We start from the raw sequence: 26,661 nt of genomic DNA on the forward strand, positions 1-26,661 counted from the left end.
CAATCGGGAGCAGCTGGAGTTATGATGTGCCGCGCGGCGCCGCTGCGGGCGCCGCGCTGGAGGGAGAACCATGTCGTCAACTCTGTCGCGTTTTCTTGCCCCGATTGCGCTGGGAGTCGCCGCCGCGACTGCCTCTGGCCAGTCGATCGAGCCGGCGGTGTTCATTGTCACCTACCCCAACGCCGCGCAGGGCAAACTGTCATCCATGACGGTGAATCCCGACGGCACGCTCAACCTCATCGGCGTCTACGACACGTCCGATACCGGGCCGCAGGCCATCAGCCTCTCGCCCGGCGGGCGGTATGTCGCGCTCTCGCACGGCACCGCCAACGGCGTGAGCGAAAAACTCGACATCTTCCGCGTCCATGCCGATGCCACGATGACGTTCGTGCTGACCAAGCTCGTTCCCGACAGCCCGCTCGATCTCGTCTGGATCAACGACCACCTGCTGGCCGTAGCGCAAACAGACCTCGGCGGCTCCAACAGCGTGGGCATCTACGACTTTGATGCGAGCGCGCCCGCGCTCACCGAGATCGCGAGGCACGACGCTGGGCGCTTCTGCTCTAACCTCGCGATGCACCCGCACGGCCGATATCTCTTCGCCAACGACTCATCCAGCAACGCGATCTACACCATCGAGATGTTTCCCGACGACAGCAGCGCGCCCGTCGGCACGCTGTTCACGGGCTATTACCCGCTGGGCATGGGCATCACTCATGACGGCAAGCAGTTGTACGCCGGCGGCGGCATCAGCGGCGGCGGGCGCATCGTGCTCGGCTACGCCATCAGCGCGCTCGACGGCTCGCTGACCGGGCTGCCCGGCGCGCCCTACACGTCGGACGGTTCATCACCCAAACTCGTCGTTACCTCCATCGACGACAAGTACGCCTTCGTCGGCCACGGCACCGATGCCACATTGCGCACCATGCGCATCAACGTCGACGGCAGCCTGACTTCAACCGGCTACTCGTTCGACGTCGGCCTGCAGGGCACGCTGGGCAAGGTCGCCGTGCTCGACAACCTCCTCTTTGTCACCGACAACTCGACGGCCATCGACGGCAAGAGCGGCGTGTACTCGTTCACGATTCAAACCGACGGCTCGCTGGTGATGAACGGCGGCGATCTTTTCAGCACCGGCTCGACAAGCCCGAACTCGATTGCCGCATGGGATCCCCGGCAGCGGATGGTGCTCGCGGTGAGCGACGTGATCATGGGCCAGCAGGCGCGTTTCAGGGTGACGGGCGCGCCGCCGAACGCGGTGTTCGGACTCGTCTACACGCTGCGCGGCCCGGGGCGCGTACAACCCAACGGCTGGGGCGTGTGGATCGACCTGGCCCACCCCGTGCAGGCCGGCCCGATCCGCCGGGCCGACGCCAGCGGCAGCGCGACCTTTACGCTGGACGTGCCGGTGCGCAGCGTGCCGCTCGTGTGGTTCCAGGCAGTGCGGCCGGATGTGAAGAGCAACGTCGTGGTGCGGCCGCTGCTGTTGCAGTGAAGCGCCGCGCGCTGCATGTGAACGCTCGCACCCAGACGTCCGGCGCAGACAGGCTCAGGTGCGGTTCGATCGCGAGCCGTATTTGGAGATCGCCTCGATGAGGGCGTCGGAGTCGTCGCTCTTGTTGAAATAGGCAACGGCGCCGGCGGCCGTCATGGCCTCGGCCCGCTCCCTTTCGCGGTGCATCGACAGCGCGATGACCTGCACCTCGGGCAGTTCGCGGCGGATGGCATGCGCGGCTTCGACGCCGTTCATGCCCGGCAGCGAGTAGTCCATGAGGATGACGTCGGGCACGAGGCGCCGAGCCTGCTCGACGGCCTCGATGCCATCGCGCGCTTCGCCCACCACCTCCAGGTTCGGCTCTTCGGCCAGCAGCGAACACAGACCTTGGCGCATCACGGCGTGATCATCAACGACGACGACGCGGATACGGTCCTTGGCCTTGGACCGGCGACGGGCGGAGAGTTTGGACACCTTGCCGGTTCGCGTGTCGGGCATGTCTGACAGCGGCGTGCGAATCGCCGAGCGGCCGTGCCGCGGCGCGATGAGCGTGAAGCGCGAGCCCTGGCCGACCCGGCTCTCGATCTGGAACGTCCCACCGAGCATCGCAAGTCGCTCGCGGATGTTGAACAGCCCAAACCCGACGTGCTCGCGCGTATGAAGCAGCTTCTCGGCGTCGAAGCCGGCGCCTTTGTCTTCAATGACCACGCGCAGGTAATCTTCGTCGTGCACGGCCAGTTCGAGCGATGCTTCCTTCACCCGAGCGTGCTTGGTCGTGTTGAACAGCAGCTCGCGGATGGATTCGAAAACCAGCGTGCGCACGTCTTCGCGATCCGGGTCGGCATTGGGATCGACTGAGACGTTCACAGTCAGGCCGTGGCGCTCCTTCATGCGGCGGGCCAGCCACTCGCACCCGGCCGCGAGGCCGCCTTCCTGGAGCACCGGCGGGCAGAGTTCGACCGAGAGCGAGCGCGACGCCTCGATGGCCTCATCGACGCAGGTGCGCGCATGGTCGATCCACTCGCTGCGGCGCTTTTCGTCGTTGCTGCGCGCGATGAATTCGAGGCCGAGTTTGCCGCTGGCCAGGAGTTGCTGCAGGTGATCGTGAAGGATCTTGGCCAGCCGCTCTCGCTCGCGCCGCTCGGTGAGCGTCAGTTCGGAGGTGAGGCGGGCGAGTTGATCGGCGCGGCGCTGGAGTTCGGAGGTGCGTTCGGCGACGCGCCGCTCGAGGTTCTCGTGCGACTGCTTGAGCGCCGCTTCGACGCGTTTCTGTTCCGTAAAGTCCACGATCGAGGCAATCCAGCCGATCACGTCGCCGTGCTGATCCCGATCGGGGATGTAGTTGACGCGCACCCAGCGGAGCCCGGCGGCCGTGTACGGGATTTCGAGCTCGAACTCGACCTGCTCGCCCGCGAGCACGCGATCGATGTACGGCCGAATGAGCGCGAACGCCTCCTCGCCCATGACATCCGCTATCGGCCGGCCGACGATCTGATGGGGCGGGACGCCGAAGAGCGAGCCCGCCGCCTGGTTGACGAACCGGTAGCGCAGATCGCTGCTGCAGCGGCAGAGGATCAGCGGCGTCGAAGATGTGATGAGTTCGAGTTCGAGTTCCTTGGCCCTGAGCGCCGCCTCCGCCTGGCGCTGCTCCGTGACATCCGTATTCGTTCCGAGCCAGCGAACGACCTGGCCGGACCGGTCGCGGATGGGCACGGCGCGCGAAAGGAACCAGCGGTACTGTCCGTCGCGGCCGCGCAGCGGGAAGAGATCTTCCCACGGCTCGCCGGCTTGGATGGCTCGGTCCAGACCGCCGATGACGCGATCCACATGATCGGGATGATGCACTCGCTTCCAGCCGTCGCCTCGCATCTCTTCGAGCGTGGTCCCGGTGAAGTCGAACCACCGCTGGTTGTACCAGGTGGCCTGACCGCGCGTGTTGCAGGTCCAGACGAGCTGATCGATGCCGTTGGCCAGCTCGCGGAAGCGCTGCTCGCTGTCGCGCAGGGCGAATTCGGCGCGCTTGCGATCGGTGATGTCAATGCCAGAAGACTGAACCTCGGTGGCCCGCCCGTGCTCGTCGAAGGAAAGCGCGCGGTTGCGCCACAGCGTCCAGCGCGCGTTCTCGCCTTTGCCGAAGCGGTTTTCGATGGAGACCTCCGGCGCGTCGGGACACAGGCGATCCAGCATGGCCCGGACCTGCTCGCGGTCATCGGCGTGGATCAACTGCCAGAAGTCGGCTCCCTGCAGGTCGCTGGCGTCCTCACCCATGGCGCGGGCGTAGGCATCGTTGACGAAGAGAATCTCGCCGCGGGGGTCGAAGCGGCAGATCATCTCCGCTTGCCCCTCCACGACGGCCCGATAGCGGCACTCGCTCTGGCGCAGCGCTTCTTCGGCTTCCTTGTGGTCGGTGACGTCGATGCACGAGCCGATGTAGCCGCTCAACCGCCCGTCTTCGGTGAAGCGCGGCACGCCGTGGTCGAGCAGCCAGCGGTACTGCCCGTCGGCGCGGCGCATGCGGAACTCGATGCGGAACGGGATGTGTTGGTCGAACGCGCTCTGGCACGCCCGGGCGGTCGCCTCACGATCGTCAGAATGGATGCTCTCGACCCAGCCTTCGCCGCACTCCTGCTCGTGCGTGCGGCCGGTGAACTTGAGCCAGTTGTCGTTGAAGTAGATGCCGCGCTTGTTCTCGTCGGAGACCCAGATGAGCACGGGCGCCGCATCGGCCATGAGCCGGAAGCGGCCTTCGCTCTCGCGCAGGGCCCGTTCGATCTGGTAGCGCTGCGTGACATCCTGGAAGGCGTTGATGGCGCCGACGATCCGGCCCTGCTCATCGAGGATCGGATCGATGTTGACCAGCACGTTGACTCGCGTGCCATCGGGCTGCTCGACCACGACATCGCAGTTGCGGAACGTGGCGCCGTCGCGCAGCGCGATGGCCATGGGCGTCTGATCGTGCGGCAGCAACGTGCCGTCCTGCTGCCACAGCCGGAAGGAGCCGCAGAAGCGCTCGTCGGTGTCGTCGGGGTCGGGCCGGCGTCCCCAGATCCTGGCCGCCTGCTCGTTGTAGAAGGTGATGCGGCCGCTGGGCGCTTCGCAGGTGTAGACGGCCACGGGCAGGAGCGCGACGAGCCGGCGGTAGCGTTCTTCGCTCTCGCGCAGGGCCTGCTCCGCGTTGCGGCGCTCGGTGATGTCGACCATCACGTTGATCCCGCCGACGACCTTGCCATGCTTGTCGCGCAGCGGGGTGGGATACGGTTGGAACCAGCGGCGCGAGCCGTCGGCCCGCTCGGCGATGACGTCCTGCACGCCGGCGGACTTCCCGCCGCGCAACGTCGTCGCCATCGGGCACTGGTCGTGAGGCAGGAACGTGCCATCGGCGCGATACAGGCGCGCGCTGACGCACCACCGGTCCTTGCCGATCTCGGGCGTGCGGCCGGCGAACTCGACGGCCGCGGGATTGAAGTGCGTAATCCAGCCGTCCGCGTCGGTCGTGTAGACCGCCGCAGGGAGCGCATCGATCATCTCGCGGAAGCGCCGCTCGCTCTCGCGCAGGGCTTCATCCGCCTGGCGGCGCGCGGTGATGTCGGTGCACACGCCGATCATGCGCACCGGGCGCCCCTCCTCGTCGTGGAACAGGCGGCCGCGGCCCTCGAGCCAGTGCTCGCTGCCATCGGGCAGAATGGTGCGGTACTCCATGCTGGGAAGTTCGCCGGTTTCCATCGCGCGGCTGATGCTGTCGCGCACGCGCTGCACATCATCCGGGTGGACATCGCGCTCAAACGCTTCGTAAGTCTGCTCGAACGTGCCCGGCTCGAGGCCGTGAATCTCTTCAAGGCTTGCCGACCAGATCACCTCGTTAGTGTCGATGCGCCACTCCCACGAGCCCATGCGGCCGGCTTCCATCGCGAGGCGCAGTTGCATCTCGCTCTCGGCCAGATTGCGGTAGAGCCGGGCGTTGTCCAGCGCCTGCGAAGCGCGTCGGGCGACTTCCTGGGCGATGGCCAGGTCGCTCTCGTCGTAGCGCCGCTCCGAGAGGCTGGTGACGAAGGTGATTGTGCCGCACACCACTCCGCCCGAGAAAAGCGGAATGCTGATCTGCGACTGCAGGCGCAGTTCGCGGAGCCACTGGAGGTGCTCCTCGCTCTGGGCGGCCTTCTGGAGCTGCGAATCAGGCAGCGTACTGAGCAGTTCGGGCGTCGCCGTTCGCATGACGCGGTGCACGCCCGCGCCGGCGCGCTCGTCGGGCGGGTACTTCTCGCGCATCTGCCGCGCTACCGCCGCGTGCTGCGGATCGACGTGAACATCGACGAGGCGCTCGAGTTGCCCGTGCTCGTTGAGCAGATCGACGCAGCACCAGTCAGCGAACCGGGGCACGGCAGCCGTGGCGACGCTGCTCAGTGAATGCTCGGGATCGAAAGACGCAGAGAGCGCCGCCCCGGCGGCGGCGAGGAAGGCTTCGCGCCGCGCTGCAGACTGAGCCGACTGGCGCAGGCGCGACTCCGCGTCGTACAGTTCCGACGTGGTGAGCGCCGCGGACGCGATGTTCGCCATGGCGCTGGCGGATTCGACTTCGATCTCGGAAAAGACGTGCGGACGGCGGCAGTAGAAAACGAGCGTGCCGGAGGTCTCCCCGCGAATGCGCAGCGGGATGATCATCAGCGAGCGAATGCCTTCGCGCCGATACGCCTCCCAGCGTTCATTCAGCAATGGCGTCGATTCGCTGGCGAGGTCTTCCGGCTGGACGACCACGGGTTCGCGGGGAATCTGCTCGCGGATCCCGCGCGGCAGCGCGCCGGTCGCGAACTCTTCGGAGAGCCCGTCGCTGGCGACCAGGCCCCACTGCTGCCGCTCGTCGTCGAAGCGCCACAGGCCGAACGCGTCGGCGGCGATGAGTTCGCGCGAGAGACTGAGCACCGAGCCGAGCATCTCGTCGATCTTGAGCGTCTCGATGAGGCGCGACGTGCTGCGCAGCAGCAGCGTGAGGCGGCTCGACAGGTCGCGATACTGGCCTTCACGCACGCGCAGCGCATCTTCGGCCCTCTTCATGGCGGTGATGTCGATGGCCATGCCGCCGATGAGGTCGGACCCCGGATCGAGGCCGGGAATCCGGAACTTGTGAACGAGCGAGTGATGCACCTGCTTGTCGAGATGCTTGAGCGTCTCGATGACCTGCATGCCGTCGCCCTGCATCGCCTCGCGGTCGTGGCGCATGAAGCCGGCGGCGGTCTCCCGCGGGAAGATCTCCGCGTCGGTCTTGCCGTACAGCGCCTGCGCGGACACTCCGAACGCCTCGAACGCCGCCTGGTTGGCGTAGACGTACCGGCCCTTGGAGTCCTTGATCCACGCCAGACCGGGCAGGTGGGACATGAAGCGCGTGAAGCGCTCTTCGCTCTGGCGCATGGCGCGCTCGGCCTGGCTGCGGCGAGCCTCGGCGCTCAGCCGGTCGATGTTGAAGGTCAGTTGCCTCGCGATGAGCAGGCTCAATTCGATCTCGTCGACGGCGAACTTGTGCGCCTGGCGGTAGTAGACCATGAACTTGCCGATCAGCCGGCCGTCGCGCGTGAGCGGCACGAACGCGAGCGATCCGATGCCCTCGGTTTCCAGCGCGCTGCGGACGTCGGGCGCCAGTTCGGCCCGCGCCACGTCGTCGATGCAAACGGGCCGAGGGTCTTTCTGGTCGATCGCCCACGGCGAATGCCCTTCCACCGCTTTTTGATAGGCATCGCTCAGGCCGCGCGCCTGCACAAAGCGCATCACGCCGTCTTCATCGAGCAGCAGGATGGAGGCGCGCTCACAGCCGAGCGCTTCGATGATCGCGTCGAGGGCGGCGGCGTAGATGTCGCGGATCGAGCCGACGCGCTGGAGCCGGTCGGTGAAGGCGTACAGCGAGGTCTGGTGCGCCACGCGCCGCGCCAGCGCCGCTTCATTCAGACGGCGCTCGGTGACGTCGCGCGCGATCTTGCAGGCGCCGATGATCCGGCCGGCCGCATCGCGCATCGGCGAAATGGTGAGCGACACGCGGATCCGCCGGCCGTCGCTCGTCATGCGATCGGTCTCGTAGTGATCGATGCGCTCGCCGCGGCGCAGGCGGCCGAGGATGTCGCGCTCTTCGTCGAGGCGGTCAGGCGGAACGATGAGGCTGACGTGCCGGCCGATCGCCTGCTCGGCGCTGTGGCCGAAGATGCGCTCGGCGGCGCGATTCCACGACATGATCACGCCGTCGAGCGTCTTGCTCACCACCGCGTCGTCGGTGGAGTCCACGATGTGCGCCAGGAAGGTCCGGTCGCCGTCGGGCTCGACCCCGGCCTCCGCGCCGCCCTCCGACGGCGCGGCAGGCGCGGTGACGAATGCGACAAGCCGAACATCGCTCCGATCTTCCTCCGCCACGGTCGCGATGTTCACAGCACCCGGCGCCTCACTTGATGGGCCCGTGCGGATCGCCACGCCGATGAAGACCGGTTGCCCTCTCGCCGCGCGCAGGAAGGCGCTGCGCACCTTTCGCCGCACGTGCGAGGGAAAGCAATCACACTCCCAGAGCCGCGTGGCAGCGCCGTTTGCGCCAGGAGCGCCGGCGGCGCCGGCGGCGCCGGAGCTGGATTGAATCACAGCGCCATCCGAAGCGAGTGTGAAGGCGATCGCGATCGCTGGCTGGCGCGAAGGTGCGGCATGGCCGTTGGTCGCGCCCTCGGCAACGGTCACCTCAAGCGGCTGGGCGGGCGCAATCGGCGCTTGCCTCTCTGGCCCGATAGTGGGGTTTCTCGCGGTGGTCATATCGCGTGCATCCGATCCGGAGTGAAGCACGTTCGAGGCGAAGCGTCCACCACACCTGCTGGTGTGAAGCATACACGCTGGTGCCCCCGGCTGACAAGGCTCTCGGCCCGGCGGCGTGCAAGATGAAAAAGCCTTCACATGCTGTTTGGTATAAACAGCCGCCTGGTGGGCAAGGGCGGGTCTGTTTCAGGAGGCGCGGCGGCGTTTGGCCGATTTTGCCGTCTTGGCCGGCCGTGTGGACTTCCGCGCGGGCTTCGACTTCTCCAGCGATTGTTTGAGCGCTTCCATGATGTTGTACACGGGCGCCGCTTCCTCTTCGCCTGAAGGCGCGGTGACGATCTCCTCTCCATGCGCCTTGGCCTCGATCAGTTCCTGCAACTGTGCTCTGTAACGGTCTTGGTAGCGGCCTGGTTCAAATGCTTCGGTGAGCGAGTCGATGAGTTGCCGGGCCATTTCGGTTTCTTTTTTGGTCACCTCGGCGTTGAGCGCGAGTTCGCCCTCCATCTCGCTCCACGACGCGATCTCGTCGGCGTAGTGCATGGTGTGCAGCGCCAGCGCCCGATTCTCCATCACGCGAAGGGCCGCAAGATGTTCGCGCTGGCGCATCGAGAACCGGGCGACGCCGACGCGCTCCTGGCTGGCCATGGCCTCGACGAGCAGCCGGTAGCCTTTGGCGCCGCCCTCGCCGGGCAACAGGAAGTACGTGCGATCGAAAAACACCGGATCGACTTCCTTGAGGTCGATGAACGCCTCGATGTCGATGGTGCGGCCGGTTTCGGGCCTGATCTTTTCGAACTCATCCTCGCGCACGATGACGTACTGATCGGGCGCGATCTCGTAGCCGCGCGAGGTGTCCTTGAAATCGAACTCGTCGCCCGTCTCCGGGCAGTAGAGTTTGCGGCGCAGCCGGCATGAGCCGTCCTTGCTGAGCATGTGGAAGTGGATGCTCTTGTCGCGCACCGCCGAGACGAGACGGACGGGAACATTGACAAGTCCAAAAGCGATGTGTCCGGACCAGAGACTGCGTGGCATAAGGCGCTCCTTTCTCAGCGCAGGTCGCGCGACTTGACATCGCGCAGGCGCGCGGCGGTGATCGACTGCCGCACGCTCGAGAAGTCCTCCCAAGGATCGCGCCGGCGGCGGACGAGCGCGTCGGGGACCGTGATGATGTCAAACTGATCGGCGCGCAATTCCGCCGTCAGATCGTCCCACGAGACGGGCATCGACACCAGCGCGCCCGGCCGGGCCCGCGGCGAAAAGGGCGCGACGCTCGTGGCCGAGCGCGAGTTGCGCACGTAATCGACGTAAATGCGCCCGTGCCGGCGCGACTTGGTCATGTTCGCGACGTAGCGCGACGGCTGCTCTCGAGCCAGAGTGGCGGCGAGGTCGCGCGCGAACTGCTTGACCTCGTCCCACCCCGTCCGCCGCGTGAGCGGCGCCACCACGTGCAGACCCTTGCCGCCCGTCGTCTTGACAAATGAGACGAGATCGAGCGCCGCCAGCCGGTCGCGGATCTCGTGCGCGGCGTGCACGACGTCGGCCCAGGACACGTCGGGCCCGGGATCAAGATCGAAGACCATGCGGTCGGGCTTGTCGAGGTCGTCGGCGCGAGCGCCCCACGGGTGGATTTCGAGCACGCCGATCTGCGCCAGCGAGACCAGACCCTGGCGATCGTGGATCTGCAGCCACTTCTTTCCGTCCTTCTCAGGCGGTTCGACCGCTGCGACCCACTCAGGAAGATCAGCGCGAAAGTGTCGCTGGTAGAAGCACGATTCGCCGCGCCCCTCCGGACAGCGCACGAGCGTGAGAGGGCGGCCCACGACGTGTTCAAGCATGTGATCGGCGACCTGGTCGTAGTAATCGGCCAGTTGGCGCTTGGTCAGCCCCTGCTCGGGATAAAGAACGCGATCGGCGCTGGAAAGCGCCACGCCCGCGACGACGTTGCCGTTGCGGCGGCTGCTCGGGATGGTGCGCGTGCCGGAGGCTTTGCCGGCGGCTTTGCGCTTCGAGTTCTTTCGGTGTGTTGGGGCGGCTGGCACGGGCAGTTCTTTCCGGGGCAGAGGTTTCTCTCGGGTAATTTCCGATGGAGGCTTATCGCTGCGCAGGCCGTTGAAGACCGGGTGGCGCAGGCGCCCGTCCCCGGTCCATTCGTGAAATGACACCTGCGCGACGAGTTGCGGCTCAACCCAGGCGACGGCTTCGCGCTCGCGCGCCGTCAGCGGCCCCTGCACCGGTGGCGAATCGCGCTTGAGCGGCTTGAGTTGCTCATGGAGTTGGCGCAGCGACTGATCCGTGAAGCCCGTGCCCACGCGCCCGCAGTACACGAGTTGGCCGCCGTCATCATGCAGCGCCAGCAGCAGGGCGCCGAATCCGATGCGGCTACGCGCCGGCCGCGTATAGCCGACGATGATGAACTCCTGCTCGCGGAGACATTTGCTCTTGATCCAGTCGCGCGTGCGCCGCGAGCGGTACGGGCTGTCGAGGAGCTTGGAGACGATCCCTTCGAGATCCATCTCGCATGCGCGGTCGCGCACCTTCCGCCCCTGCCCGATGATGTGCTCGCTGAACTGGATCTGATCCCCCGCCGACGCCGCCTTCTCCACGAGCGTGCGGAGCAGTTGTTTGCGCTCGATCAGCGGCGTCTGAGTCAGGTCGTAGCCGTCGCAGTGGAGCAGATCGAAGATGAAGTACACGGGCTTGGCCTGCGCCGAGTTGTTCAGCTGGTTCTGGAGCAGCTGGAACTTGCTGCGGCCCTGGGCGTCGAGTACGACGACTTCGCCGTCAAGTATGGCCGATGACACCGGCATGGATTGCAGCACCTTGGCGATGTGCTTGAAGCGGTGCGTCCAGTCCTGCCCGCCGCGCGTAATGAGCGCGACCTGGCTGCCGCGGATCATCGACAGCACGCGATAGCCGTCGAATTTGATCTCGTGCAGCCACTCGTCTCCCTCGGGGGGCGTGGTGGCGAGTGTGGCCAGTTGCGGCGCCAGTCGCTCGGGCTGACGGGCCTTCTTGGCGCCCGTGAGAGTCGCGGGATCGATCGATTCGCCTGCCTGTTCCTGCGCAACTTTGGGATCGCGGCTCCAGACGCGCTCCGACTTATGGCGGATCTGGTCCATGTTGAGGTTGCTGATGGCGCTGCGATCGTGCGCGTCGAGCCATTGCGAACCCGGCTCGTGCGTGGCGAACTCGTCATCGCGCTTGATGAGCAGCCACTGCTGCTTTGCATCCCGGCCGCGATCGACCGGCGAGTGGCTGCGCACGAGCGACCATCCGCCCTGCAGTTTGTCGCCGTGCAGTTCGAAAGTAAGTTTGCCCAGCTTGAGCGCGCGGGCGGGGTCGCGGGCGTCCGAGTCCCACCGGCCGTGGTCCCAGACCATCACGGTTCCGCCGCCGTACTCGCCTTGCGGAATGACGCCTTCGAAGTCGGCGTAGTCGAGCGGATGATCTTCGACCTCGATCGCAAGTCGCTTCTCTGCGGGATTGGGACTGGGCCCTTTGGGCACGGCCCAACTCTTGAGCACGCCGTCCAATTCGAGTCGCAGGTCGTAATGCAGGCGGCGGGCCGCGTGCTTCTGGATCACGAAATGGTGGTCGCCGCGAGTCCCGCGTGCTTTGCTCCCGGTCGGTTCAGGCGTGCGCTGAAAGTCCCGCTTTGCACGGTACTTCTGGAGCGCGCTGATCATGGTGCTTCACCGTTCGCCATTGTAGATGTCAGCAGCGGCGCGCGGCCTGAACCTTCCCCGCACGCCTGACCAAACCCGCTTGCCGCGAATCAGACACGGCCTGAGCGGGGCGGCGAGTGTTTGGGAGGTCCAGGACAGACGTGGGATGCACCAGTGCCGCGCGCAAACACGTATATTTGGTGTGCGCGAAGCGATGGCTACCCGCACGTCTGTCCCGATTCGACGCTCCCGCCTGCATCTCGCGCCGCTCAGCGGCGCGATTGTTCGTGCGACAGGCGCACGAGCGCGATGCAGACTCTCTCTCCCCAACCTGACTCCCGCAGCGCCTGGCGTCCAGGCGCCGCGGAAGTCATTCGTGGTCCGCTGCGGAGACGTCTTCGCAACGAACGCTGATTGTGCACCCGCCGCCGAACACCGCGGCGAGGCGACAGCAGTCGCGCCGGCTCAACTGCCGCGCGCCGATGATCCGGCGGTGTTCAATCCGCTCTTGCTCGCGGCGCCGGAGTTCTTCGAGCCGGATCGCCCGGCGCTCGATGACTCTTCTTCGTTCTGTTCGGACCGCGAAGACTCGCGCTTGACGCGGATGTGGTTCTCAACATCTTCCACGCCCATGACTTCCTCGGCCACGTCCTCGATGTAGCGCTTCATCCATCGGTCGGGCACGGTGCCCTCGAGCACGACGTTGCGCTCCTGCATGCGGATGTCCACGTCGCTGGCGTCGATGCCCGGCTCGCTCATGAGGCGTTCGGCAATGTCATCGCGAATGCGGTCGCTCGAGCGCTGGAAGTTCTTGGGCGGCTTGCCGTAGCGCCGGCGTCCGGAGTCGCCGTCCGAGCCGCGCTGCGACTGCCCAAAGCCGCTCACTCCGCCGATGCCGCCCATGCCGGCGTACGAGCCGCTTTCGCGCCGGCCCGTGCCCTCAAAGCCGCCGTAGCCGCCGTAGCCGCCGTAGCCCTGGCCACCGCCGTATTGGTTGCCGTATTCAGCGCCGCCGTACTGGCCGCGCTGCTGCTGGCCGCCGCCGTATTGACCGCCGTACTGGCCGCCGCCGTACTGGCCATATTCGCTTCCGCCATACTGGCCGCCGCCGTACTGCTGCGAGCCATATTCGCCGTACTGGCCGCGCTGCTGACCGCCGCCGTACTGGAATCCACCTTGCTGGCCGCCGTATGGGTTGCTGTATGGGTTGCTGTATTGCTCGGAACCGCGGCTCATCATGCCGCCGCCGTATCCGCCGCCGAAAGAGGATTCATGCTGCGACTGGCCGTAGGAACCGCCGTCGTCCTGCGGCCATTCACCGCCGCGCTGCTGACCGCCGCGCTGCTGCGACTGGCTGCCGTAGTCGTTTTCGAAGCGTCCGCCGGGCGAGATCTGATGATGTCCCTCCTGCGACGCGCCGAAGCGCCGCGGAGAATCCTCCATCGAGCCGTAATTCTCACGGTAGCCGTACTGCTCGGGTCCGCGGCGCTGGCCGTAGCGATAGTCAAAGGTGCTGCTTTGCTGGTTGGGACGGTTCTGCTGGCCGTAGCCGCCCTGTCCCTGCCTCTGCTGCTCATACTGCTGTGCCGGCGTCAGAGAGTCGCCGTAGCGCGACTCGCCTGAGCCACGCTGCTGGTGTTGCTGGGCTGCTGCGTGAGCATCATACCTGTTCTCGTTCATGTCGAGCGTCCTTCTCACTTGATGTTCGGTTGTCGTTGACGGGACCGGTATGCGAACACTGAGAATTTACAGACGCAAAATGAACCGCGGATGAATCGCGAGTGAAAAGCGCGTAATTCACGCTGCAAATGAGGGACACCGCTTCCGCGGCGCTCATGATGGCGCGCGGACGAGCGCCGGCGCGGGACCGACGGCGCCTTCAGCGCGGCGCGCCCGAGTGGCGGGCGGGCTGCTCCCAACGCCCGCCGAACTCGTAGCACGCATCGGGCCGGACGCGAAGCAGCGGCGGCTCGCCGGTCGAATCGACCTTGGCGCGCACGTTGGAGATGAGCACGTCAATGGCGTCAGGCGTCGCCTCATCGCCCGGGTGCAGGGCGCCGCCACTGATTTCCTCGCGGCTGATGGGGCGATTGGCGTGGGTGATAAAGTATGTCAGCAGCGCAACTTCGATCTGAGACAGCCGGATGCGCCGCTCGCCCCGCCGCGCCCAGCCGCGATGCGCATCGAGTTCGAGGTCATCCCACGCGAGCGGCGCCACCGCTGCGGCGTATCCCGTCGTCGCCAGCAGGCCGCGGACCCGTGCGATCAGTTCTTCGTTCGAAAATGGCGCGGCGAGCACCTCGTCCGGCCCGCCCCGGCCAGGCCCGCGCCCGTCGCCGGGGGCCGCGTCGATCATCAGAATCGGCGCGAGGATTCCTTTGCACCTCAGCGTGCGGCAGAATTCGACGCCGTCACCATCGGGCAGCGTACGCTCGATGATGATCAGTTCGTGGAGTCGGTGCAGCGCCCGCTCCTGACCCTCGCGCACGGTGGCGCTGGTCTCCACGGGCAGATCGTGCGCACGCAGCGCCGACTGCACGAGTTGAATGGGGCCCGGAGTACTCCCGACCAACAGAATCACGCCGTTGCTCCTGTCTGAAAGGCTGCTCTCAGCGGACGTTGCAGAGCGACGCAAAACGTGGCAACGCAGAATGAGACCCTTTTCATCTCGAAATCACAATTCGTTAATTGCCGCCGGGTAACCTACGAACACTCGTCGCGGACGCTGAGGTCGGCGACGTCTGGAGGTTGTGCATGGTGGTCCCGGAGCGTAACTCCAAAACCGAACCGATCGCGACTTCCGCCTCGCGCGCGAATCGAACCGAGCGAACTCGCGGCGGGGTTCAGGACGCAACCGGAACTCCGGCTCGAACACCGGGCCATTCAATTGGTCTATCGATCGTGCGTGCAGGCGCTCCCCTTGCCGCCACCGGCCCATGCGCCGCACAAAACAACCCACTTGAAACCGGCTTGATGATATTCCGCGCGGCGGAAAAGACCAACGCGCAGGCCTCGCTGGACGCTGCGATCTTTCTGCGCCGCCGCGTGCGCCCGCGGCCGCTGCCAGTGCAGTCGGCCAGGGCCGTCTGGAGCGCCGGGCCGAGGTGGATCGCGCCTCGGCGGCGATGCCCCGCGTGCGCCGGGCTGCGAGCCGTTGATCGAGCCTCTGACCCCCAGACTGATGGACTGATGGAAGACAATTCACGCCCCGCGCGGCGGACCGTCTTCGGTCCGCGGTTCTGCCGCTGCGGAGTTCAGCGTTTCATTGCCTAACCGCAGTGAAACGCATTTGACCGCCCGTAAAACTCGACCCCGCTGTCGCCATTGACGGCGGGCGCCAGGCGGCGCGTGCACGAGGCGCGATGCCCCCACCGGCGGTGAGGAAGAGGTGTAAGCGATGCCGGGCAAACCGTTTTCGATTCCGCACACCACTGCCGATGGATGGGCCGACCACGGCGAAATCTGCCGAGGCGCAGCGCAACCGGCAGGCGCGATTGACATCTGCGATCCGGCCAACCGCATCGGCGGCGCCGAGCGATACACCGTGCTTGCAGACCCGGATCTCGACCTGGTGACCGGCTGGCGCCGATGCCGCGGCCAGAGCGATTGGGATCGCCGCCGGCAACGGCGACTTCGGCGAACTGCCCGGCGCCGCTGACTGCGGCACCCCATCGCCTCGGGCTACGAAATGGCGACCGGTTCTCGAGCACCGATCGCGCGATGAGACACGTGCGAGTACGCCGGCCGTGCGGAGGGGCACGGCCGGCCATGCCGCGCCAGAGGCTGCTTGTATCCAGTTCGCGTCTCACTCAAAAAGGGAGAATGACATGGCAACGACCGTTACAGCACTTTTCGATTCGCCTCAGAACGCCGCCATCGCGGTGCGCACGCTCGAGTCGCGCGGAGTCTCCGGGGATGAAATCAGCCTCGTCGCCAGCGAGAATTTCCAGCGCGAGTCGTTCGGCATCGACTCGCATTCCAAACTGCCCGAGGGCGTCGCGCTCGGGGCCGGCACCGGCGGCGCCATCGGCGCGCTCGTCGCGGGCCTGACCGCCGTGGGCGCCATCGCCACCGGCGGCGCGGGCGTCGTCGTGGCCGGTCCAGTCATCGCAGCGCTGGCCGGTGCGGGCGCCGGCGCCACCGGCGGCGGCATCATCGGCGGCCTCATCGGGCTGGTCATCCCCGAACACGAGGTGAAGCACTACTCCGACGCATTCGAAGAGGGCAAGGTCCTCGTCGGAGTCCACTGCGAAACGGCCGAAGACAAGCGCCGCGCCCGCGAAGCACTCAAGGACTCCGGCGGCGAACACATCTCAACGGCGTAGTTCAAGCCCCAGTGGCAAGTGGCTCAGCGCGCTTCGGCGCGCAGCCACTGCCACTGCCTTGCCATGCCTTCGACCAGACTGGTGCGCGGCTCGTAGCCCAGTTCCGCCCGGCTGCGCGTGAGATCAGCCCAGGTACGCACCACGTCGCCAGGCTGGTTGCCCTGCCGGTCGATCACGGCCCTGCGGCCGACGGTCTGCTCTGCCGCTTCGATCATCTGCGCCAGCGTCACGGGATGCTCGCCGCCGAGGTTGTAGCAGCGGAATCGCTCGACCTGCCCGCAGCGGTCGATGGCGCGAATGACGCCGTCGATGATGTCGTCGATGTACGTGTAGTCGCGGCTGGTCGAGCCGTCGCCGAAGACGGGAATCGCCTCGCCCTGCGCGATGCGCTTGAGGAACTTGTGAATCGCCAGGTCCGGCCGCTGGCGCGGGCCGAAGACGGTAAAGAAACGCAAGGCCGTGACGCTGAGATGGTGCAGATGGGCCGCCGTGGAGCAGATGAGTTCGGTGGCGACCTTGGTCGCGGCGTAGGGGCTGATGGGCCGGCTCACGTCATCCGTTTCGGCAAACGGCACTTTTGAGTTGTTGCCGTAGACGCTCGATGAACTCGCGACGATGAAGTGCTGCGCACCGGCCTGCACCGCCGCGTCGAGCAGGCGCTGCGTGCCGACGACGTTGACGTGTGCGTAACGCGCAGGCTCAGCGATGCTCGGCCGCACCCCGGCGCACGCGGCCAGGTGCACGACGGCATCCGGCCGGGCGGCGTCGAAAGCACGCTTCACGTCCGCAGCGCTGGTGATGTCGCCCTCAATGAGATTCGCTCCGCCGCGCAGCGCCGGCTGCAGGTTGCGCTCCTTGATGGCTCGCGGGTAGAAGGGCGCGAAGTCGTCGATGATGGTGACAGCGTCGCCGCGAGCGAGCAGCGCTTCGGCCAGGTGCGAACCTATAAAACCGGCGCCGCCGGTGAGCAGAACACTGGACATGGGCAGTCATCGTAGCGGCCGGTGCCCGCGGCGGGCAGAGCCTGCGCTCGCACCCTTCGATCAGACTCAGGCCCCGAAGCCTCGCCGCTTAACCAGCGGCGCCTCTCACTTGACCAACGCTGCGCCTGAACTGTGGCGTCTGCGGCGGCGGCCTATGCTCGTGCGCCCCGTGGGCGAGGGGCGATCACCCCCGGGAGCGCTCGTCATGCGTCTGCTCTTCATTCTCGTTTCAAGTCTCTTCCTCGCCTGCACAACGCCGGCTCTGGCCCAGGACGCCGGGACGCCTCCCGACGACCAAGTCCCCGCCGAATCAGCGGCGATCCAGGTCCGTACGGATCGCGGCGTGGTCGCGTGGTACGAGCCCGCAGCGGACGGCTCGGGCCAGTACGTCTACAGCCGCGAACTCAACCACCCGGCGTCGCGCGTGCCCTTCGTGAGCCTGTTCTACGGCAGGTCGGGCGCGGCGATCGCCCTGTTTCTGTTCGGCTTGTTCGGACAGGCGATGTTCATGGGCCGCTTCGCGCTGCAGTGGATCGTCAGCGAACGCGCCGGCCGCAGCATCGTGCCCCTGGGCTTCTGGTGGCTGAGCCTGAGCGGCTCGACGATCCTGCTCAGTTACTTCCTGCTCCAGCGCGAGCCCATCGGCATCCTCGGCCAACTGCTCGGCCTTCCCATCTACCTGCGCAACATTTACATGCTGGCCCGTGACCGCAAGACGGGCTCGCGAAGCCCGTCTGATCCGGCGAGCCATCCGGTGCCCGACCCCAACGCCGAGGCGTGAATCGCGGCGTCAGGCGGAGTCAGGCGGCCTCGGGGCGGAAGTTGGCCAGTTTGGTGGCGCAGCGGGCGATTTCGACGAGGCCGTCGCGGGTCTGCGAGTCGAGTCTGGAGAACTCAAGGCCGATTTCGTGTCGCCGAAAGCCGGTCCGGCGCATCCACACCACGCGCGTCTCCAGCCGCACCTCGGCTGATGCAAACACGAGCGACAGGGCGATGCACTCGCCCACGGCGAAGCGCGGCGAGCCCTTGTGCCGCACGCGCATTCCGGCGGCGGAGATGTCGATCACGTCGCCCAGCGTGCATTCGAGCATGTTGCAGCGCAGGCGGCCGGTGCGGCGGACCTCCGCGCCGGCGGGCGCGAGCGGCGACGAGCTGTCGTGGCAATCGGCTGCCATGTCGATCCATGAAGATCGGCCGGGAGGGCGGGATTCTTGATTTTCCCCGCCGCGGGGCCGGGAAAGAGGCGGTGAAAGTTCGGCGGTTATCCACAGCCGGACTTGTGAAAACAGGCAACCTCTGCTACCCTGTGGCAACCCGAAAAAAAGGGGCGCGGACGCGGCTTCTCCAGCAGCCCGCCCGAACCAGGCGCGACAGCATGCAGTTACTCAAAGGAATCGGCGTTTCTCCGGGAGTGGTCATCGGCCGGGCTTTCGTCCTCGATGACATCGCGCTGCACGTCCCTAAACGCCACATCTCCACTTCCGACATCCCCCACCAGCACGAGCGCCTAGACGCGGCCGTCGCGGCCTCGATTGCCGAGCTCCAGGCCCTCCGCGACCGCATCGCGCGGGAGTTTGACCCGGAAGCGGCGAAGATCCTGGAATTCCACATCTTTCTGCTCCGCGATGACAACTTTCTCGAGCCGGTGCACCAGCGGATCCAGGAGCAGGAAGTAACTGCGGACTGGGCGGTCACTTACGAAATCCAAGCCATGGCGGACAAGTTCCGCGCCCTGGACAGCGAGGCATTCCGGTCCAAGGTATCAGACCTGCTCGACCTCGACCGCCGCCTGCTGCGCCATCTCGTCGGTGAGACCCAGAGCCGGCTCAAGCAGGTGGAGGGCGAGGTGGTGATCGTCGCCCACGATCTCACGCCCAGTCAGACCGTCGGCCTGGATACGAATCACGTCAAGGCCTTCGTGACCGACGCCGGCGGCCGAACCAGCCACACCGCCATCATGGCCAGATCCATCGCGATCCCCGCCATCGTCGGCCTCGAACGGTCAATGACCGACATCTTCGAGGATGATCTGCTCATCGTGGATGGCGATCGCGGCGTGCTGATCATCGATCCCGACGAGGCCACGCTCGAGCAGTACGGCAAGCGCATCGAGGTCCGCAAAACCTATCAAAAATCGCTCGCCGACGTCGCGCGCGAACCAGCCGAGACGACTGACGGGGTGCGGATCAAGCTGTACGGCAACATCGAGTTCCCCTTTGAGGTCGAACTCGTCGAGCGCTACGGCGGCGACGGCGTCGGCTTGTTTCGCAGCGAGTTTCTCTTTCTCGCCCACGATCGCGACCCATCGGAGGAAGAGCAGTACGAGGCGTTCCGCGACGCGGTGCGCATGAGCAAAGGCCGGCCGATCACCATCCGCACGCTGGACCTGGGCTCAGACAAGTACACGCAGGGCCGCTCGGAGTCGCCCGAGCGCAATCCCGCGCTGGGCTGCCGGTCGATCCGCTTCTGCCTGCAGAACCTGCCGATCTTCAAGACCCAGTTGCGCGCCATCCTGCGGGCTTCGACCGAAGGCGACCTGCGGATCATGTTCCCGCTCATCACCGGTCCGCTCGAACTGCGGCAAGCCAAGATGGTGCTGAACGACGTGATGGAGGACCTCGAGGAGGAAGGGGTTGCCTTCAACCGCGACGTGCCCGTGGGAATCATGATCGAGGCGCCCTCGGCGGCGATCATGAGCCACGCCTTTGCCCGCGAGGTGGATTTCTTCTCGATCGGGACGAACGACCTGATTCAGTACACCTTGGCGGTGGACCGGACCAACGAGCGGGTGGCGAACCTCTATTCCGCGGCCCATCCGGCGGTCCTGCGGCTCATCAAGGACTGTATCCGTTCGGGTCGGCGCGGGGGCATTGGCGTCAGCCTTTGCGGGGAAATTGCTTCGGACCCAGACTACATCATGTTGCTGATCGGGATCGGGCTGCGTAATCTTTCATTGGTTCCATCGGCGATACCCGACATCAAGAGGGTCATCCGCGCGGTCGATACCAGAACGTGTGAACTTATCGCCCGGAAGGTCGGTTCGTTCGATTCTGAGCGTCAAGTCCTGAATTTCATTCGAGATGAGACGCGCAAGGTAATGCCCGAGGGGTACGACGGTCGTTCCGTCGGCGGCGGGTCGGCTTGACCGATACGCCCCCTCTTTCGAATCACGCCTGCTGCGTGCTGTTCATGTTGCCGGATCGGTCGCCCCGTCGCCCTGGTGGGTGGCAGAGTTGATTCCGATCAGGCCCGGTCCCTCAGAAGGACCAGTGGTGACGCCGCAGCGACAATCGAGCAGCGCCCATGACGGGCGGACGGATGGCCGATGGTCGCGCTGAGCGCACAGTCAGTCTTGCCGAGCGGTGGAATCCACTCCGGCCGGCTGCGCGCTGCGTCCGTCTCTCCAGCCGAGCCTGATCCCTGGCCGCGCCGATTGACCACACGGAAAGACCGTGGTCCATGGCCTCCATCAAAAAGCAACTGATCGTCAACCACGCGCCCGGCGACGAGACGCGCATCGCACTGCTCGAAAACGGGCGGCTCGAAGAAATCTACACCGAGCGCGAAGCGCACAGCCTTCACGTCGGCAACATCTACCTGGGCAAGGTCGTCAACGTCGAGGCGGCCATCCAGGCGGCGTTCATCGACTTCGGAGTCGGTCGCAACGGGTTCCTGCACGTCTCCGACCTGCACCCGATGCACTTCCCCGGCGAGGACTCGGACACCACCGAGGCCGTCGGCCAGAAGACCCCCCACCGCCAGCGCCCGCCGATCCAGCACTGCCTTAAGCGCGGCCAGCAGATCCTCGTGCAAGTGCTCAAGGAGGGCATCGGCACCAAAGGCCCGACGCTGACGAGTTACCTCTCGATTCCCGGCCGGCTGCTGGTCATGATGCCGCACATGGAGCAGCTGGGCGTCTCGCGCAAGGTCGAAGACCTCGACCAGCGCCGAGCGATGCGCAAGATCCTCGATTCGCTCGAGCTGCCCGAAGGATTCGGCTTCATTCTCCGCACCGCAGGACTCACCGCACTCAAAACCGAACTCAAGCGCGACCTGGCCTACCTGCAGCGCCTGTGGAAGACGATTGAGAACCAGCGAGCCACCGCCAAGGCGCCCGCCGAGTTGTACGTCGAATCCGATCTGCTCATCCGCACGATTCGCGATGTTTCCGCAGCCGACCTCGAACAGATTGTCGTTGACGACGAGCAGGCGATGGATCGCGTGGTCGAGTTTTTGCAGATCGTCGCGCCGCGGCGCAAGGGGCCGGAGGTCGTGGCCTACCGCGATCGCGTGCCGATCTTCCACCGCTTCGGCGTCGAAGAACAGTTGCGCAGCACGCGTTCGCGCGAGGTGCCGCTGCCCGGCGGCGGTTCGATCATCATCGACTCGGCAGAAGCCATGGTCGTCATCGACGTGAACTCGGGCCGCATGCGCCAGTTCCGCGATGCCGAGACCACGGCCTTTCGAACCAACATGCAGGCCATCGACGAGATCACGCGTCAGTTGCGTTTGCGCGACCTCGGCGGCCTGATCGTGCTCGACACGATCGACATGAACTCAGGCGAGCACCGCCGCGAACTCGAAACGCGCCTGCGCGAGAACCTCAAGCGCGACCGGGCCAAGACTGAGTTTTTGCGCATCAGCCAGTTCGGCCTGATCGAGATGACGCGCCAGCGCATGCGGCCGCCGCTGCGCAAGGCGCATTCCATGCCGTGCCCCACGTGCGAGGGGCGCGGCTTGCTGGTCACGCCCGATTCGACGGCCAACGAAGCCATGCGCGACATGGCGTACTGGATCGCGCACCCGCGCGTGGCGTCGCTCGAAGTGGCGGTGGGCCAGGCGGTGGCGGGCGTGCTGCTCAGCCGCAAGCGCCGCGAGATCGTCGCGATCGAAACGGAAACGGGCAAGCGCATCGACATCCGCGTGAGTCATGAGATTGCGCCTGAGCGCGTGGACTTCTACGCCTACGACGACCGCAAGACGGATCTGGAACTCGCCGCGCTGGCCTCTTCGTTCCCCAAGGAGCTGCCGCCGCTCGAACCTCGGGCGGTCACGCACGAGCCGGAGCGCGTGGTGCGCGAGATCGCGCTCGCCGAGCCGCCTGATGAGGACAGCGAAGTCGAAGTGCAGGTGCTCGAAGCGGGTGAAGATGAGCAGCCTGAACTGGGCGAACCGGCCGAGCAGGGCGAACCGGGCGAAGCCGGTCAGCGCAAGCGCAAGCGCCGCCGCCGTCGTTCGAAGAAGGGACGCGAGGGAGGCGAAGGCGCACCAGCCGAGCAGCCCACCCGGCAACCGGAGCCTTCAGCCGCTGCTGCCAATGGCGAAAGCGCCTCGGGCGGCAAGAAGAAGCGCCGGCGGCGCGGCCGCCGCGGACGCGGCAAGTCGGGCGAGCCTGGTGAGGCCGCGCAAACGAAAGCAGCGGTGGATCAGGAGATTTCCGCCGAACCGGCGCCAGAAGCAACCGCGCCAGCGCCTTCGCAAAGCGAGGCACGAGGTGAGCAGGCCGAGTCCCGCCCACCGGCTGAAGCGGGAAAGAAGAAGCGGCGACGGCGGCGCTCGCGGCGCAAGGGAGATGCGGAAGCGGGCGAGCAGGCAGCCGCCGAAGCGGTGGCCGAGTTCGCCGACGCCGCCGGGGCCTCAGAAGCATCGGAGCCATCTCAAGCCGCGGATTCGGCCGGCGAGGCTGCGTCAGAAGCAGCGCGCAGCAAGAAGAAGCGCCGCCGAAGGTCGAAGAACTCATCGGCGGAGAATGCGGCGGAGAACGGCAAGCCCCGTTCATCTGCCGCGCCAAGCAGCCCCGCAGCGGAACCGGCCCCGAAGGCGGCATCAAACGGCTCGGCCAGCGAGCGCCAGGCCGAGCAGGCGGAAGTGAAGATCTCCAAGCCCCGCCGCCGCCTCTACGGCAGCCGGCGGCGCCTCACCGCCGCCGAACTCGCCAGCGTTCAGCCCGCAGACGAGGCATAACTCTCGATGCCAGCCACCAGCCGCACCAGACGCGTGATCGTGCTCGGCTGCACCGGTTCGATCGGCCGCTCCACGCTGCACGTGATTGAGCATCTCAACTCGATCGAGCCGGGCTCGCTGGAGATCGTCGGCCTCGCGACAGGTTCGAACGTCGAACTCATGCGCGAGCAGGCGCAGCGGCACCAGGTGCGGCACCTCGCTGTTGCCAAGGCCTCGAGCCAGTCGCACCCGGACACAGATCCCATCGCATTCACGGGCGATGATGCGGCGCGACGCCTCGTCGAAGAAGTCGAGTGCGACATCGTCGTCGCGGCCATCGTCGGCTCTGCGGGCCTGTCGGCGGTGGCCGCGGCCATCGAGCGCGGCTGCGACATCGCGCTGGCCAACAAGGAAACACTGGTCGCGGCCGGCGAGATCATCATGCCGCTGGCCGAGCGGCGCGGCGTGAACATCCTGCCCGTCGATTCAGAACACTCGGCGATCTTCCAGTGCCTCCAGTCGCGCAGCGCCAGCGGCGCCGCGCCGGATCGACCGATGTGCCTCGATCACATTCGCCGCATCGTTCTCACGGCCTCGGGCGGGCCGTTTCGCACCTGGCCTGCCGAGCGCATCGCCGAGGCGACCGTCGAGCAGGCGCTCAGCCACCCCACCTGGAAGATGGGCGCGAAGATCACCATTGACAGCGCTTCGATGACCAACAAGGCGCTGGAAGTCATCGAAGCGAAGTGGCTTTTCGGCCTCGATGCCAGGCGCATCGAAGTCATCGTGCATCCGCAGTCGATCATTCACAGCCTGGTCGAGTTCGATGACGGCTCGGTGCTGGCGCAACTGGGCGCGCCCGACATGCGCACGCCGATCCAATACGCGCTCACCTGGCCGGCCCGGCCGCCGGGTTGCGCGACGCGCATCGACTGGGCGGCGCTGCGCCGGCTCGACTTCGAAGCGCCCGACGAGGATCGCTTTCCGGCCCTGCGCCTGGCGCGGCACGTGGTCGAAACGGGCGGCACGAGCGGAGCCATTTTCAACGCCGCCAATGAAGAGGCAGTCGCCGCGTTTCTCGACGGCCGCATCGCCTTCGGCCGCATCTCGCAACTCGCCGAGGAAGCGCTGGACGCGATTGAGCATGGCGCAGCGCAATCGCTCGACGAAGTCATGGACGCCGATCATCGCGCCCGGCAGTTTGTGCGCTCGACGCTGGCGCAAGGCGCCGGGCAGAGGCACAGCGCCCGCAGCCGCTGAGGAGGATCCGATGAGCACCAGCAGCGAAGCCGACATCCTCAAGCAGCTTAAGACCGTCCACCGGCGCGTGGCGCTGTGGTATTACCTCGCAGTGATCTACGTGTGGATCGTCGTGCAGGCGGGCTTTCTCGTGCTGCTGGTTCCCAAAGTTGCGGACAATTACGACAGCCTCGACAGCAGCCTGCCGGCGACGACGCAGCGCCTCGTCATGGCTTCGCAGTGGATGGCCGGTCGGCGGACTGGACAATCGATGCCGGGCTGGATGCTCGCCGTGCCCGCGGCTCTTGTCATCGTTACGGTGGCCGGCGTCCTGCTGCGCCGTCTCACGATTCTGCTGGCGCTGGTTCCCATCGTCGCGGTCATGGCGCTCATCGGCGAACTTTTTCTGCTGCTGGCGCCGCTCTATCAGATTCCCGATTCGCTGATGCCGTGATCGAGGCGTGCGGCGTGCGGCGTGCGGCGTGCCTCTCAGCCGCGGGACTCGTGCACGCCGTTACGCGGCGCGCCTGATGCTCCAGATGCTCTCGTTCGCCGCACCCGGGGCTTGCGCTCCTCAAAGATCGCGCTGGACATCTTCTCATCGCCGGCGAGGTGGACCGGGCCGGACTTGATGCGCTCGAAGGCGGACTTCGCGTTGCCTGTGCCGAACTCGATGCCGATGCTGCGGCGCTTGAGGGCTCGCGCCACGGTGCATGTCGTGCCACTGCCCAGGAATGGATCGAGCACGAGATCGCCTTCGTTCGAGCAGGCGCGGATGACGCGTTCGAGATAGACCTCGGGAATCTGGTTGTGATGCAGCGGCCGACGCTCCTTGTTGTTGCCCTGGATGCGGCCCCAGTACTTGCCGTACCACACATCCATCGGCACGCGCATGCCCTTGTTCTCGTCCTTGGCGTGCGTGCGCGGGTCGTTGTAGATCGCAGCGCGGTCCGACTGTTCGAGCACCGCATCGGGATTCCAGATGCGATTCTGCGGATCCTTTGCGAAGTAGAGCGCGTGCACCTTGCTCATGATGAACGACGTATGGCGATGCTGGCCGAAGCGGAAGTGCCAGATGCACCAGTTGATCATGGTCAGGCCGCGGCGCTTGAGATGCATGACGATCTCGGCGGCGGTGTCATCGGGAATGTTGACCCACAGGCTGCCGCACGGCGAGAGGGCGTTGATGCAGCCGTCGAGCCAGTCGAAGGTGAATCTCTCGTACTCGGCGCGGGGCATGCCATCACGCCACTCGTCGTAGGGCACATCCCAGTTGAAGGGCGGATCGGCGAAGATGAGATCGACCTGCCCCTTGTCGGGCAGGTTGGCCAGCACATCGCGGCAGTCGCCGACGTAGAGGCGCGTGTCAGGGTCCGCGAGGCGGTGCGCGGGCTTGATGGGTTTGGTGTTGGCCACGTGCGCCGCAGCCGTGTCGCCAAAGAGGCGGATCTCGCCCGCTTCGGCGGCCGCCTTGATCTTCTCCGCGGCCCGCCGCTGCACCTGCGTCGCGCCCGAGGGCATGGCATAGCCGCCCGGCCGCACTTCGACGAAATGATCGATGACCTTCTTCTCCGCCATGGCGGCGAGAGTGTATGCGAGTGGTCTGGCTCGCGCCTTCGGGTACGCGTATGACGAGTACCCAGGCACCAGACACTGGGCATCAGCAGCCACCGAGGGAGCGAGCGAAGTGAGTGGGTGACGGGGTGAGTGGGTGATGGGGTGGGGGAAGGCATCGAGGGATCGAGGCAGCGAGGGGATGAACAACGCCCGGGCATGGCCATGCCTGGGGCGCCGTCGCGGCGGGTTGGGGCGTTGCAGCGCGTCATCACCTCATATCGATACGCGTGCGCTGGTGTGCGCGGCGGGGCTTGATTTTGCGATGTGAGTGCGGGGGTGGGGCGCGGTGGAGTGGGTGGCCATGCAAGAATTGTGCCGGGTGGCGCGGGCGGCAGGGGCGATTTTCAGAAATGTGCGAGGCAAATCGCGTGCCAACACGGGCGCGCACCGGGTGGCGCGCACGCCCTGCGCACGGGAGCGATTCCGTGCGCGGGTTTTCAAGCAGCGCCGTGCGCGCCACGACGCTCATTTTGCCCAGAGCGCCAAATGGTCACGGCTTTTGGGCGATTTTCGTCGATTTTCATTTTTCTGGAGGGGGTGCAGGCGAGTTTTAATCCGTTTATTTGCGTTTCTGAGAAGTCAGCGCACAAGTCGCGCCTGACCCGGTGCGCTGGCGCGCG

General features: G+C 66.3%; 15 protein-coding genes. 7 read left to right on the forward strand and 8 right to left on the reverse strand.

The features are described from left to right. The first annotated feature begins 70 nt into the window (after positions 1–70). On the forward strand, positions 71–1,495 hold the full coding sequence (locus IT430_17160; GenBank protein MCC6909667.1) for a hypothetical protein: 1,425 nt from the start codon (positions 71–73) through the stop codon (positions 1,493–1,495). 54 nt (positions 1,496–1,549) lie between these two features. On the opposite strand, the gene IT430_17165 is transcribed toward IT430_17160, so the two are convergent. The 5 genes from IT430_17165 to IT430_17185 all read right to left on the reverse strand — a co-directional run bounded on the left by IT430_17165 (position 1,550) and on the right by IT430_17185 (position 14,515). After that, positions 1,550–8,269: a PAS domain S-box protein gene (locus tag IT430_17165; protein ID MCC6909668.1), complete on the reverse strand. Its 6,720-nt coding sequence runs from the start codon at positions 8,267–8,269 to the stop codon at positions 1,550–1,552. Positions 8,270–8,455: 186 nt separating this feature from the next. Further along, a complete protein-coding gene (locus IT430_17170; protein MCC6909669.1) occupies positions 8,456–9,301 on the reverse strand; it encodes a Ku protein in 846 nt (281 codons plus the stop codon). Positions 9,302–9,315: 14 nt separating this feature from the next. Then, positions 9,316–11,955 (reverse strand): DNA ligase D, encoded by a 2,640-nt coding sequence (gene ligD / locus IT430_17175; GenBank protein MCC6909670.1) that lies wholly within the window; start codon positions 11,953–11,955, stop codon positions 9,316–9,318. A 444-nt stretch (positions 11,956–12,399) separates the two neighbouring features. Beyond that, positions 12,400–13,614 (reverse strand): BON domain-containing protein, encoded by a 1,215-nt coding sequence (locus tag IT430_17180; protein MCC6909671.1) that lies wholly within the window; start codon positions 13,612–13,614, stop codon positions 12,400–12,402. A gap of 199 nt (positions 13,615–13,813) precedes the next feature. Then, the gene (locus tag IT430_17185) at positions 13,814–14,515 is read right to left on the reverse strand and encodes a response regulator transcription factor (GenBank protein ID MCC6909672.1); all 702 of its coding nucleotides are present in this window, start codon (positions 14,513–14,515) and stop codon (positions 13,814–13,816) included. 1,246 nt (positions 14,516–15,761) lie between these two features. Between IT430_17185 and IT430_17190 the strand changes: the two genes are divergently transcribed. Next, on the forward strand, positions 15,762–16,259 hold the full coding sequence (locus tag IT430_17190) for a hypothetical protein (protein MCC6909673.1): 498 nt from the start codon (positions 15,762–15,764) through the stop codon (positions 16,257–16,259). A gap of 23 nt (positions 16,260–16,282) precedes the next feature. On the opposite strand, the gene IT430_17195 is transcribed toward IT430_17190, so the two are convergent. Further along, the gene (locus IT430_17195) at positions 16,283–17,242 is read right to left on the reverse strand and encodes an SDR family NAD(P)-dependent oxidoreductase (protein ID MCC6909674.1); all 960 of its coding nucleotides are present in this window, start codon (positions 17,240–17,242) and stop codon (positions 16,283–16,285) included. Positions 17,243–17,447: 205 nt separating this feature from the next. On the opposite strand from IT430_17195, the gene IT430_17200 reads away from it, so the two are divergent. Next, positions 17,448–18,023: a lipid-A-disaccharide synthase N-terminal domain-containing protein gene (locus IT430_17200; GenBank protein ID MCC6909675.1), complete on the forward strand. Its 576-nt coding sequence runs from the start codon at positions 17,448–17,450 to the stop codon at positions 18,021–18,023. A 19-nt stretch (positions 18,024–18,042) separates the two neighbouring features. Here the strand turns inward: IT430_17200 and IT430_17205 are convergent, their stop codons facing one another. Then, positions 18,043–18,417 (reverse strand): PilZ domain-containing protein, encoded by a 375-nt coding sequence (locus tag IT430_17205; GenBank protein ID MCC6909676.1) that lies wholly within the window; start codon positions 18,415–18,417, stop codon positions 18,043–18,045. Positions 18,418–18,617: 200 nt separating this feature from the next. Here IT430_17205 and ptsP point away from each other — a divergent pair, with 200 nt between their 5' ends. The 4 genes from ptsP to IT430_17225 all read left to right on the forward strand — a co-directional run bounded on the left by ptsP (position 18,618) and on the right by IT430_17225 (position 24,878). Continuing rightward, positions 18,618–20,387, forward strand: coding sequence for a phosphoenolpyruvate--protein phosphotransferase (gene ptsP, locus IT430_17210; protein ID MCC6909677.1), 1,770 nt, complete (start codon positions 18,618–18,620; stop codon positions 20,385–20,387). Between the two features lie 314 nt (positions 20,388–20,701). Beyond that, positions 20,702–23,206: an Rne/Rng family ribonuclease gene (locus IT430_17215; GenBank protein MCC6909678.1), complete on the forward strand. Its 2,505-nt coding sequence runs from the start codon at positions 20,702–20,704 to the stop codon at positions 23,204–23,206. 6 nt (positions 23,207–23,212) lie between these two features. Continuing rightward, positions 23,213–24,445: a 1-deoxy-D-xylulose-5-phosphate reductoisomerase gene (locus IT430_17220; protein MCC6909679.1), complete on the forward strand. Its 1,233-nt coding sequence runs from the start codon at positions 23,213–23,215 to the stop codon at positions 24,443–24,445. A 10-nt stretch (positions 24,446–24,455) separates the two neighbouring features. Next, positions 24,456–24,878: a hypothetical protein gene (locus tag IT430_17225; GenBank protein ID MCC6909680.1), complete on the forward strand. Its 423-nt coding sequence runs from the start codon at positions 24,456–24,458 to the stop codon at positions 24,876–24,878. A 35-nt stretch (positions 24,879–24,913) separates the two neighbouring features. Here the strand turns inward: IT430_17225 and IT430_17230 are convergent, their stop codons facing one another. After that, positions 24,914–26,002, reverse strand: coding sequence for a site-specific DNA-methyltransferase (locus IT430_17230; GenBank protein MCC6909681.1), 1,089 nt, complete (start codon positions 26,000–26,002; stop codon positions 24,914–24,916). Between the last annotated feature and the right edge of the window lie 659 nt (positions 26,003–26,661).

The organism is Phycisphaerales bacterium (assembly GCA_020852515.1).
GTDB lineage: Bacteria > Planctomycetota > Phycisphaerae > Phycisphaerales > UBA5793 > UBA5793.